Origin of the sequence: Cohnella ginsengisoli (genome assembly GCF_029525555.1) — a bacterium.
In the GTDB taxonomy this organism is placed as follows: domain Bacteria; phylum Bacillota; class Bacilli; order Paenibacillales; family Paenibacillaceae; genus Cohnella; species Cohnella ginsengisoli.
Genome location: NZ_JAPDHZ010000003.1, coordinates 1,013,224 through 1,025,121, shown reverse-complemented (window position 1 = coordinate 1,025,121; position 11,898 = coordinate 1,013,224). Strand labels below are relative to the sequence as shown.

The following is an 11,898-nucleotide window of genomic DNA, read 5'->3' as shown; positions in this document are numbered from 1 at the left end:
AGATGGTAAACACGTCGATCTGCACTTCATTGGCATATTGTCTCCGGTGAAAAAGGTTCTGACGTCGTAAGCGTTCGCGGGAACGTCGAACGAAGACGCGTACGCCGTGTAAAAGATGTCCGAATCGACGGAAGAGAAATTTAGACGATGACGCTGACGGGAATGGCAATGTCCAGGTCTTTGACGTTGGGACAAGTGTTGGCGTTCGATGCGATGTCACCCCCAAATACTCCCGTCCCTTTAAAGGGACGGGAGCATAGGCGTTCATTGAAGCGCGGATCAGGCTTCCATCGTGCCGATATCGATGACGAACCGGTACCGGACGTCCGAAGCCAGCACGCGCTCCCACGCTTCGTCGATCCGGTCGGCGGAGATGACCTCGATCTCCGGCGCGATGCCGTGCTCGGCGCAGAAGTCGAGCATTTCCTGCGTCTCGCGGATGCCGCCGATCATCGAGCCCGCGAAGGAGCGGCGGTGGCCGATCAGCGAAAATACGTTCACGGACAGCGGCTCCGCGGGCGCGCCAACGTTGACGAGCGTGCCGTCCAGCGCCAGCAGTGACAGGTAGGCGCTCATATCGAGCTTCGCGCTTACAGTGTTCACGATAAGGTCGAACGTGCCCGCCAGCGACTTGAACGTCTCCGGATCGCTAGTCGCATAGTAGCGGTCCGCGCCCAGCTTCAGGCCGTCTTCTTTTTCTTGAGCGATTGGGACAGTACCGTGACCTCGGCTCCCATCGCATGCGCGAGCTTCACGGCCATATGGCCGAGCCCGCCGAGTCCGACGACGGCGACGCGTTTGCCTGGAGCGGCGCCCCAGTGGCGCAGCGGCGAATAGGTAGTGATGCCGGCGCACAGCAGCGGCGCGGCGGCGTCGAGCGGGAGGCTGTCCGGAATGCGGACGACGAATTCCTCGGTCACCACGATATGGGTGGAATAACCGCCTTGCGTATAGTGGCCGTACTTGTCGGTCGCGCCATAAGTGCCCGTCATGCCGTTCAGGCAGTACTGTTCCTCGCCCTTATGGCAGTTCGGACATTCTCCGCAAGAATCGACCATGCAGCCGACGCCGACCCGGTCGCCAACGGCATGCTTGGTGACGGCCGCGCCGACTTGGGCGACGATGCCCGCGATCTCGTGTCCCGGCACGAGCGGATATTGAACCGGACCCCACTCGCCGCGGGCGGTATGGATATCGGAATGGCAGATGCCAGCGTACTTGATCTCGATGAGAACGTCATGCGGCTGAAGTTCTCTGCGCTCGATCTCGGTCAGCTTAAACGGCCCTTCAGGGCTAAAGGTAGCGCGTGCGTTAACGGTGATCATCGTAAAACCTCCCGGAAGTTCATGAATGTAGCGGAGCTGCGGACAGCACGCGATTTCTCAGCGAGACAGCGATATAACCCAATACTAACGATAGGACGCCTGCGAGTACGACATACGATGTACCCCATTCGGCGATCAATAAACCGCCGGCCGATGCGCCGAAGGTGACGCCCAAGTTCGCCGACGTTAAAAACAAACCGTTCGCGAAGTCCGGCGCATCGGGCGCGGCGGAGGCCATGACATATTGGTTCATGTTGGACCCGAAGCCGGCCAGTATGCCCCAGACCAGCGTGAGGATCGCCGTGGATACGCTGAACTGTCCCGTGAAAAAGAGCAGCAAGTAGACCGCGGCGAGCACGAACGGAAACGCGATCATTGAGCGTGCCGCGCGCTGCGAGAGCAATCGGCCTGCGACGACGTTGCCGATCATATTGGCGCCGCCGAATACGAACAGCAGGATGCTGACGGCATTCGCGGACAGCTGCGTGACCTTGCCAAGATACTCGGCCAGATAGCTGTATACGCCGAATATCGCCGCGTTGATGAAGAGCACGGCCGCGATCGACAGCCACACGACAGGTTTTTTCAAGACGGATATCTGCGCGCCGTATGACAGTCTTCCCTTGACGGGCATAGACGGCACAAAGAGCAGCGTCGCCATAAATACCAAGACGTTGATCGCGGCGAAAAACGCCATCGCCGCCTGCAAAGAAGCGGCGCTTGCCAGAAAGCTGGCGATCGGGACCCCCGCGACCATCCCGGCGGATACGCCGATGAACACTTTGGATACCGCCTTCGGCGCGTCCTCCTCGCGGACCGAGCCCGCGGCTGCCGTAAAGGCGAGCGAGCAATACACGGGATGCAAAAAAGGCCGGAAGCACGCGGGCGGCCAAGGCGATCGAAAAATCCGTCGCGCACATTGAGACGACGTTACCCAAGGCGAAGGCGCCAAGAACGAGCAGCATGGCCGTCTTCCGGTTAAGCCCCGAGCATAATAAAGGCAGGAGCGGTCCGGACGCCGCGACCGCAAGGGCGAACCCGCTCACCAGCCACCCCGCCTGGGATACGCTGATTCCGTAGCGATCGGCGATGGCGGGCAGCAGACCGATGATGCCCATTTCGGTATTGAGTATGCCGAACACGCCGAAGGTTAAAATGAGAATCAAGAAACGATTGGAACGCGTCAAGCATGCACCTCGCATTTCTTCGCTGTCTTCGTCGACCGGCGTCGCTGTCGCGCAAAGCTCGAGTCGTTTTGTTTAATCAACTCGTGTCTATTATAGAGGGCAGAAGCCTTTGTTCAATGGCTAAAAAAACGCGATCTGTTCAGATGTGAACAGATCGGGTGAAAGTGTTGATTAATAGGGAACCCAAGCGCTGAAGTTTCTCAGGCGCAAGAGGTTCTAGCTGGAAACCAATCGAACCTCATCGTAATTCCTCGAGCGCAAAAAGTTCTAGCCGGCAACAAATCGAACCTCGTCTAAGATCCTCTAGCGCAAGAAGTTCTAACCAGCAACAAATCGAATCACGCCGCAGCCCCAAGGCGCAGGAAGTCCCAACTGGAAACAAACCGCACCTGCTGCAAGCGCCTCATCCGCAAGAAGTTCTAATTAGCAACAAACCGCACCTCATCGCAGATCCTCGCGCGCAAGAAGTACTAACCGGCAACAAACCGAACCACGACGCAGCCCCCAAGGCGCAGGAAGTCCCAACTGGAAACAAACCGCACCTGCTGCAAGCGCCTCATCCGCAAGAAGTCCCAACTGGAAACAAACCGCACCTGCCGCAAGCGCCTCATCCGCAAGAAGTTCTAATTAGCAACAAACCGCAACTCATCGCAGATCCTCGAGCGCAAGAAGTTCTAACCAGCAACAAACCGAACCACGACGCAGCCCCCAAGGCGCAGGAAGTCCCAAATGGAAACAAACCGAGCCCGCCGCCGTGCCTCATGCGCAAGAAGTCCTGAACGGAAACAACAAGGACCGCACTTGCAGCAGGCGGTCACAGGTACCGCAGCGCGGGCTTGTCGTCCAGCCAATGAACCGGCAGCCCGGGACATGCCTCTTGCAGCCGCTCCGCCACGAGCCGCATGCCGGGCGCCTCGCTCTCGGCGTGCCCGACGAAGAGCAGTGCCTTCGCGGCGCCCAGATGAACCGCGTCCCGCACGTACTCCGGCGTCTCCCACTCGGGTCCTTCGCCGGCGACGATCAGGTCCAGCCGCTCCTCGCGCAGGAGCGGCACGGCGAGCCCGCCGCCGCCGCGATAGCCGGCGAGCACGCCGATGCGGCGGCAGACCGCGCCGGGATCGCCCGCGAAGCGAGCGCCGGACAGGCCGAGCCGCGCCTTGACGCGCGCGGCCGCTTCGTCCGCGCGCATCGCCGGGACGGCGAGTACCGCCGCGGCCGGCAGCATGCGTTCGAGCGCCGCCTCCCAGCCCAGCGCCCGGACCAGGCCGAGCGTGATCGGGTCGGGCGCCGGGCGGTGGCAATCATCGTGATGGCGGTACACGTTGACGCCTGCACGGCGGAGCAAGTCCCGTTTGAACGCATAGACGGGATCGTCATCCGGAAGCCGCTCGGGCATACGGTGGCTGTAGTATACGCCTTCGTGGGCGATCAGCAGATTGGCGCCCAGCGCGGCCGCGCGCTCGATGGCTTCGATCGAGGGCATGAAGGCGACTGCGGCGCCGCCGACCGGCGTATCCGGACCGCCGGGTCCGAGCAGGACGTCGACCGTATCGTCGAGGGGCGGCACGTCGCCGCGCAGCCGATCGATGATGTCGCGTATGGCGAAGGGCATGGGGAAGACCCGCTTTCTCCTGAAGTCTGGCGCTCCCATTGTAGTAGACCGCCTATCCGCGGACACCCCCGCAAACCATGGTTCGGCACCGGTTAAAGTTTAGTTTCGTCAAACGAAAGCCGCGTTTGTTAAATTTACAAAGAAACATGCAAAGTTTTGAAAGTGCGGCCAGGACCGTGATGCGCTACAATAGAAGCAGCGAAAACGAAATAATTCCGAGCCGCCTTCGGCGCGAGATATGAAAGCGATTACAACATTAGCGATGATACCGACTACACCGAGTACACCGATTGCATCTATTTCACCGATTGCATCTATTACGCCGACTACACCGATTACATCGACTACACCGATTATACCGATTACACCCATTACGCCGAGGCGAACGAGCCGGACGGGAGGATGCCGTGAGAAAGGTCATTCTGGTGGACGACGAGATGTTCGCGCGCAAAGGGCTGGCGGGCTTGATCCCCTGGGAGCGCTACGGCTTCGAGGTGGTCGGCGAGGCGGAGGACGGAGAGGAAGCGTTGGCCCTGATCGGGCGCTTGTCGCCCGACGTCGTCGTTACCGATATCCGCATGCCCGTGCTGGACGGCCTGGAGATGATCCGGGAGGCGCAGGAGCGCGGCTATCGCGGCACGCACTTCATCATCATCAGCGGCTTCGGCGACTTCAAGTACGCGCAGCAGGCCGTGCGCTTCGGCGTGCAGGATTATCTGCTGAAGCCGATCGACGAGTACGAGCTCATCGCCAGCCTCGTCCGGATCGGCGAGCAACTGAAGCGGGAGCGGGAGCGGCTTGAGGCGGAGGACGCGCTGCGGCGTCCGTCGCTGTTCGAGGCGCTCGTCTCGGGACGCGCGGAGGCGCGCGAGCTGGAAGCGGGCCGGCATACGTTCGGATGGCCGGCGGATTTGGAGTACCGTTACTACGCCGTCGAGCTGAACGACGCGCCGCCGGAGGAGGACGCCGAGACGGCGCTTCGCCGCGCCGGCGACGTCGCGCGCGCGCTCGCCCGCGCCGTGTCGGATACGGCCGCCGTGCCGCATTGCGCCGGCGAGCCTTACGTTCACTTCCGCGACCGGTACGAGCTGGGCCTGCTCGTGCCCGGCGCGATCGCCCCGCGAGAGGCGAAGGCGCTGGGCGAGCGTCTGGCCCGGGCGGCCGGCTGCGGCGAAGGCGTCGCGCCGCGCGTCTATATCGGCGAGGCCGTTCCGGGACTTCGCCGGGCCCGCGAGTCCTTTTTGTCCGCGCAGGAGACGCGGAAGGCCAAGTTCGCCAAGGACGGGGACACCGTCCTTCTGTTCGAAGAGATTCGCGATGCGGAGCCCGGCGCCTGTCGCGAGATCGAGCCCGCGGTATATGCCTCGCTGCTGGAGGGGCTGGAGGAGAATGACGCGGACGCGATGGCGGGCGCCTTGGACCGGATGCTCGCCGCGTTCCGCGAGGAGCGCTTCGCGCCGGATGCCGTCGCCGCGGCCGTATCCCGCGTCGTGTACGGCGCGACGGCCATCGTCCGCACGATGCAGGGCGACGATCGCCGGCTTGCGACGATGAACGCGACGCTCGGCTGGCAGGAGACCCCGCGCTCGCTCGCGGGCCTGCGGGATCTGCTGCTGGCCTTCCTCGCCGAATGCGCCGGTTATATCTCGTCGCTGCGCGAATCGATCGGCAAGGGCGACATCGCCAAGATCAAGGCGTACATCGACCGGCATTTCCACGAGAATATCAGCCTGAAGAGCATCGCGCAGCGCTACTATATGAACTCGGTCTACCTGGGGCAGCTGTTCAAGAAAACGTACCAGGTGTACTTCAACGAATACGTGCTGCAGCTGCGCATTCAAGAAGCGAAGCGCCAGCTCCGGCAAACGGACAAAAAAGGTGTACGAGATCGCGGCGAGCGTGGGCTTCTGCAACGCCGACTACTTCGTCACCCAGTTCGAGAAGGTCGAACGGAAGACGCCGACCGCATACAAAAATGCCATCAGCGAAAAGATTTAATTATCGGCGGTGCGGGGAATGCGAATGGGATTGCGATGGATTCGGAAGCGGGCCTTCAGCTTGAACAACGTCAGGCTGCGCAACAAAATGCTGATCGTCTACTTTTTGTCCGTGTTCGTCCCGGTCGTGCTGACGAACGTCATTTTCTACAACATCACGACGAACAACGTCAAAAAGCAGAAGATGCGGGACATCTCGCTAGCCATCGAGCAGATCCGCAACGACTTCATGACGCAGGTCAACGTGGCCGTCGGCATCTCCGCGGTCATCTACAACGATGCGCTGCTGATCGAGTATTTGGACAAAAATTACGACGTGCCGTCGGACTACGTATACAATTACCAATCGTACATTATCAGCATGCTGAACAAATACAGCCCGGTGTACGAGGCGATCCAGCGAATCACGCTGTATTCGGACAACGATACGCTGATCTACGGCGGGCAGGTCGAGCGCGTCACGGCAAGCACGAGAGCGCAGCCGTGGTACCAACTGGTTCGCGATTCGGCGCTGTCCGCGCCGATCGTGCTGCGGACGGCGTCCGACTATCCCGGCGCGACCGGCGACATGCTGAGCGTCGTCCGCAAGATCGCCGATACCGAAGTCGCTGGGTCATGGGAGAAGTATATGAAGATCGATCTCCATCCCGAAGCGATCAAGGAGATTTTCCATAACGTGACCCTGGAGGGAGACTTGTACCTGCTGCAGGGCAACGAGATTCAGTACACGACCAACCCGGAAGTCGACCTCGCGCAGACGGCCGATTTTGCCGCGTCTCCGGTGTCCAAGGACACGATCGTCATCGGCGAGGACTTCAAGGGCGTCCCGTATCTGTCCGACTGGCGGATCGTGGGCCGGTTCAAGGAATCGGCGGTGCTGGAGGAGGTACGCAAGTCCAAGTACTTCGTGCTATATCTGGCCATTCCCAACGTGCTGCTCCCGACGCTCATCATCATCTGGTTTTCCCGGTCGCTGACCGCGCGGCTGGTGCGCATCCTGAAGCATATGAAAAAGGTGAAAAACCATTCGTTCGAGACGATCGCCCGGCAGGACGCCCAGGACGAGATCGGGCAGTTGACGGCCGAGTTCAACCGGATGACGCTGCAGATCAAGAGCCTGATCCACGACGTCTACATCGCGGACATCCAGAAGAAGGAGCTGCTCATCAAGCGCAACCAGTCGCAGCTGCACGCGCTGCAGAGCCAGATCAATCCGCATTTTCTGTTCAATTCGCTCGAGACGATCCGCATGCGCAGCCTGATGAAAAAGGAAGAGGAGACGGCGCGCATCATTCACAGCATGGCTAAAATTTTCCGCAAGTCGCTCACCTGGGGCAAGGATTGGGTGACGATCCGGGACGAGCTCGACCTCGTCGCGTGCTTCCTCGACATCCAGAAGTACCGGTTCGGGGACAAGCTGGAGTACCGGATCGAAGCCGACGAGTCGGTGCTGGGCCTCCTGATCCCGAAGATGTCCCTGCAGCCGCTCGTGGAGAACGCCAGCATCCACGGCATCGAAAAGCTCAAGGAGGGCGGACTGATCCGCGTCTCGGTCGGCAAGACCGAGGAGGGACTCGTCTGCACCGTGCAGGACAACGGAGCGGGCATCCCGCCGGACAGGCTGGCGTCGATCTTAAGCGAGCTGGAGCGAAGCGAGGAGATGGGGGAGAGCGTCGGCATCAAAAACGTCTATTACCGGCTGAAGCTGTATTACAAGGACAAGGTCGGCTTTGAGGTGTCCAGCCGGGAAGGAGAAGGAACGACGTTCCGCATCGTCGTAAAGGAGGATAGGGAAGGCTGAGCGCCGGCCGGGCTCCTCGCTTGGCGCGGTTGAATAAAAATCGGATGGCTCAACCAAAATAAGCCAGCCTGTCATTCCAACCGCAAAGAGGAGCAGATGAGTTGAGAAACAAATGGATGCCGGCTTTGGTTTTCGTCTTGGCGCTCAGTATGGGCATGACCGGCGGGATCGGATCCGCGCAAGCGAACGCGGGCAAACAGAAGGATGCGTCTTGCCTGACTCCCAAGATGGTGCAATTGAAGACCGATATGCAGAAGGCTTGGATCGACCATACGATCTGGACGCGAAGCTATATCGTCAGCGCGCTGTCGAACCGTCCGGATCAGCAGGACGTCTTGGACCGGCTGTTGCAAAACCAACAGGACATCGGCAACCTCATCAAGCCCTATTACGGGGAAGCCGCCGGCAACAAACTGGCCGATCTGCTGAGGGAGCACATTCAGATCGCGGGCAAGATCGTAGCTGCCGCCAAGGCCGGCAACCAGGCGGACGTGACCAAGCTGGAGGCGGACTGGCACCGGAACGCCGACGACATCGCCAAGTTTCTGAGCGGCGCGAATCCGAACTGGTCGTTTAAGGAACTGCAGGATATGCTCTATACGCATCTGCAATTGATCACGGAGATCGTACTCGACTGTCTCAAGGGCGATTGGAAGGGCGACATTGCCGCCACGGACAAAAACGAGATTCACATGATTCACCTGGCGGACATTTTGACCGAGGGCATCGTCAAGCAGTTCCCCGAGAAATTCAAGCAAACGCATAGCCGGCGCTCGCAATGACAAGAGCTTTTTATAATCGCCATAAGCGGTTATAAAAAAGCTTTTTTTACGCCGCGCAACTTTTTTTGCGAACCGACACGATTGTTGTGAACCGACACGTTTGTAGCCCCGGCGAAAAAACGTTTCTCTAGACCCACTCCGATTTTGCTTGCTAGTATGGATGGTACTGGATAGGGAGCGAGGTACTTCGGAAATGGATCAACAGGAGCGTTACGACAATCTGAAGCTGGGAGAGCGCGGGGCGATCGTCAGCATCGTCGCCTATATCGTCCTCTCGGCATTCAAATTAATCGTCGGCTACATCGCGGGCTCCGAGGCGCTGCGGGCCGACGGCATGAACAACGCGACGGATATCGTCGCGTCCGTCGCCGTGCTGGTCGGACTGCGTCTCGCGCAGAAGCCGGCGGATCGCAACCATCGGTACGGTCACTGGAAGTCGGAAACGATCGCTTCTCTTATCTCTTCGTTCATCATGGCGGCGGTCGGGCTTCAAGTGTTGTTCGCCGCCGTATCTTCGGTGTTCGGCGGGAGCGAAAAGGCGCCGGACCCGATCTCCGTCTGGGCGGGCTTGTTCAGCGCGGCCGCGATGTACTTCGTGTACCGTTACAACCGAAGGCTGGCGGTTCGAATCAACAGCCAAGCGGTCATGGCGGCCGCCAAAGACAACGTCTCGGACGCGCTCGTCAGCGTCGGCGCCGTGATCGGGATCGTCGGTTCCCAATTCGGCCTGCCCTGGCTCGATCCCGTCGCCGCCGTAGCGGTCGGCCTCCTCATCTGCAAGACGGCATGGGATATTTTTCGCGACGCCTCCCACCATCTATCCGACGGGTTCGACGAATCGACCATCGAATCCTTCAAGGAAGCGATCCTGGAGGTCGAGGGCGTCGAGGCCGTCAAAGATATCAAAGCGCGAAATTACGGCAGCAGCGCGGTCGTCGACGTGGTGGTGCTCGTGAACATGGAGCTGGACTTCGCCGAAGCGCACGAGATCGCGACCAGCGTCGAAAATAAACTGAAGAAGACGTCCGAGGTGTACGAAGTTCACGTCCACTACGAACCGGTCGACGTCTCGGAAATGCTGTCTTAGCGGGGGCAGTCGAACGACCGTCGCCTGCAGGGCACGTCAGGCCTTAAGCATCCGCCCAATCTTCCCAGTCATCGGCGGACAGATAGCGCACGTTCGCGTTCACGGCACGGCGTGACGCGACGTTATCAAAAGCGGCCCCGCCTAACAAAAATCGCAAGTGCGCATGGCTCGATGCGATGGTCTCGATCCAAGTCAAAAGCTTTTCCGTATGGCGAGGGTCCGTGACGGAAGCCGCGATGAACGATATGTTCTGGGCTTCGATGATTCCGTCCAGCTCCTTGAGCGGCGTGTCGGGACCGGCGTACAGGACATTTACGCCTCTTTTGCGCAAAAAAAAGGCTGAACGACAACAGTCCGAGATGGTGGCGCTCGCCTTCGGGGCAAAAGGCCAGCACGACCGGCAGGCTGGGATGAATGGGAAAAACCCGAAACAAAGCCGACAATCTCCGCATAATCGTTTCGGAAGCGAAATGCTCCTGAACGACTTTGATTTTCCCCGATTCCCACTCCGTCCCCACCCGATAGAGAACCGGGACGACGATGCGTCGCAGCGTTTCCTCGATATCGTACATGGCAAATGCCAGATCTATCGTTTGATCCGCTTGCGCGGCATTAAAATGGATCAATTCGGCGTATAGCTTTTCGACCAAGTGGTCGTACGCATGGGCATTTACCGGCTGTTCTGCAGCCTGTTCCGCAGGGAGGGACTCGCTTCGCTGAAGCAGTTCCACCGCTTCGCTGATTTTTAGACCGTTATTTTCGATTTGTTCTTTAAGAAAGCCGAGCCTGGCCAGATCCTCCTCGCTTAGCAGACGGTGCCCGCCGCTGCTTCGGCTGGGGGAGATGATCCCGTATCGATTTTCCCAGGCGCGAATCGTGACGACAGGGATGCCGAGAAGCTCGGATGCCCTCTTCATGCTGTACATTTAACGTTCCTCCTCATTGCAATTATACAAAATCCATACAGAATGAGGATGGTTAGAAGCTGAAGCCGGTTCAAACCTCCATTTTTCGTCCCTTCCACTTGACGGAATGCAATACGCGCGCCCTGAAAAGGGAATAGATATGCAGTATCGCGAAAAAAGCGAACAACAGCGGATACATCAAAAACAAGCCCTTGCTGAAATTGCCGCATCTACGTGCGAAACGCAACGTTTGGCCGGCATATGCGGCGTACATTAAGCCGGCGAGCGTCATTGCGGCGGGATTCCACGCCGCGATCGAAGAGATCAGGGCGGCCGCGCTCATAAATCCGCCCGTAATCCAAAGAACGGTCATCGACATGACGATCGGATGGGTGGATTTCGAACCGACGGCAAAGCTTTTGCACCAGCCCTCCACAAGGGTGCCGAAGCCTTCCGGATACATGCGAAAAGAGATGACGCCGCCCCCGCCCAGACAATGGACCGGCAGATCCCGGTCCAGGAACGCCTGTCCTAGCGCCAGGTCGTCGAGCACGGCTCCCTGGATTTTGCGATGGCCGCCGACCTCAAAATAATCGTCTTTGTTGCATAATATGCACGGTCCGAAGGAGCCCGCGGTTTTAAACCGCGTCCCCCATAGGGTGAACACGTTCATGCCGACGATGACGATCACGTTAAAAATAGCCGACAAGTTTTCATACAAGCGATGCACGGTATGGTAGGGTTGGAGGGAGAGGATCCCTTTGGCGCCTTTTTGCGCATAGCAGCCGACCAGCTTCGTCAGGCTGTCGGCATCCGCGAGCGCGGTATCCGCATCGAGGAACAGGAGCCATTGTCCCCTCGCTTGCCGCGCGCCGTGCCAGCAGGCCGCGGATTTGCCCGACCCGGCTTCGACCGTATCGTTGCGCAGCACAGTCGCGCCGAGCTCGCGGGCGATCGCCGCCGTCTCGTCGGTCGAATCGTCGTCCACGACCAGCACCTCGAACGACGGATAGCGCTGCTCCCGCAGCGAACGCAGCAGCGGCGAGATCCGGCCCGCTTCGTTTCTGGCGGGAATAATGACGGTCAGCGACGGCACGGGCCCAGGCTTGCCGGTCGCCTTGAGCGTCGGCAGCGCGCCGAACATGACGAAGCCGGCCGCAAGCGCCAGCAGGCCGATCCCAAGCTGGACAACCTCTAACACG

Annotated in this window: 7 protein-coding genes and 2 pseudogenes; 4 read left to right on the top strand and 5 right to left on the bottom strand. The window is 59.7% G+C overall.

All coding sequences use genetic code 11. The features are described from left to right. Window positions 1-279: 279 nt before the first annotated feature. The 3 genes and pseudogenes from OMP38_RS16000 to OMP38_RS15990 all read right to left on the bottom strand — a co-directional run bounded on the left by OMP38_RS16000 (window position 280) and on the right by OMP38_RS15990 (window position 4,124). A pseudogene (locus OMP38_RS16000) lies at window positions 280-1,325 on the bottom strand (NAD(P)-dependent alcohol dehydrogenase). Between the two features lie 19 nt (window positions 1,326-1,344). Beyond that, a pseudogene (locus OMP38_RS15995) lies at window positions 1,345-2,527 on the bottom strand (MFS transporter). Between the two features lie 799 nt (window positions 2,528-3,326). Further along, entirely contained in the window at window positions 3,327-4,124 is a 798-nt protein-coding gene (locus OMP38_RS15990; protein ID WP_277566019.1) for a Nif3-like dinuclear metal center hexameric protein, read from the bottom strand. A 407-nt stretch (window positions 4,125-4,531) separates the two neighbouring features. On the opposite strand from OMP38_RS15990, the gene OMP38_RS15985 reads away from it, so the two are divergent. From OMP38_RS15985 to OMP38_RS15970, 4 genes are all read left to right on the top strand, one after another. After that, window positions 4,532-6,796, top strand: a complete 2,265-nt coding sequence (locus OMP38_RS15985) for a response regulator transcription factor (protein WP_277566018.1) — start codon at window positions 4,532-4,534, stop codon at window positions 6,794-6,796. Continuing rightward, entirely contained in the window at window positions 6,750-7,922 is a 1,173-nt protein-coding gene (locus OMP38_RS15980) for a sensor histidine kinase (RefSeq protein WP_277566017.1), read from the top strand. The genes OMP38_RS15985 and OMP38_RS15980 overlap by 47 nt, the downstream gene beginning before the upstream one ends. Window positions 7,923-8,023: 101 nt before the next feature. Then, on the top strand, window positions 8,024-8,704 hold the full coding sequence (locus OMP38_RS15975) for a glycosyltransferase (RefSeq protein WP_277566016.1): 681 nt from the start codon (window positions 8,024-8,026) through the stop codon (window positions 8,702-8,704). A 193-nt stretch (window positions 8,705-8,897) separates the two neighbouring features. Then, window positions 8,898-9,791, top strand: coding sequence for a cation diffusion facilitator family transporter (locus OMP38_RS15970; RefSeq protein ID WP_277566015.1), 894 nt, complete (start codon window positions 8,898-8,900; stop codon window positions 9,789-9,791). A 125-nt stretch (window positions 9,792-9,916) separates the two neighbouring features. Here the strand turns inward: OMP38_RS15970 and OMP38_RS35920 are convergent, their stop codons facing one another. Continuing rightward, window positions 9,917-10,708 (bottom strand): MerR family transcriptional regulator, encoded by a 792-nt coding sequence (locus tag OMP38_RS35920; RefSeq protein ID WP_420869698.1) that lies wholly within the window; start codon window positions 10,706-10,708, stop codon window positions 9,917-9,919. Window positions 10,709-10,787: 79 nt separating this feature from the next. Beyond that, window positions 10,788-11,897, bottom strand: coding sequence for a glycosyltransferase family 2 protein (locus tag OMP38_RS15960; protein ID WP_277566830.1), 1,110 nt, complete (start codon window positions 11,895-11,897; stop codon window positions 10,788-10,790). Window position 11,898 lies beyond the last annotated feature (1 nt).

What these genes read in the sequence shown, in the direction of transcription:
- OMP38_RS35920 (WP_420869698.1), bottom strand. Translation starts at nt 10,708, where the DNA reads ATGAAGAGGGCATCCGAGCTTCTCGGCATCCCTGTCGTCACGATTCGC.
- OMP38_RS15970 (WP_277566015.1), top strand. Translation starts at nt 8,898, where the DNA reads ATGGATCAACAGGAGCGTTACGACAATCTGAAGCTGGGAGAGCGCGGG.
- OMP38_RS15990 (WP_277566019.1), bottom strand. Translation starts at nt 4,124, where the DNA reads ATGCCCTTCGCCATACGCGACATCATCGATCGGCTGCGCGGCGACGTG.
- OMP38_RS15980 (WP_277566017.1), top strand. Translation starts at nt 6,750, where the DNA reads ATGAAGATCGATCTCCATCCCGAAGCGATCAAGGAGATTTTCCATAAC.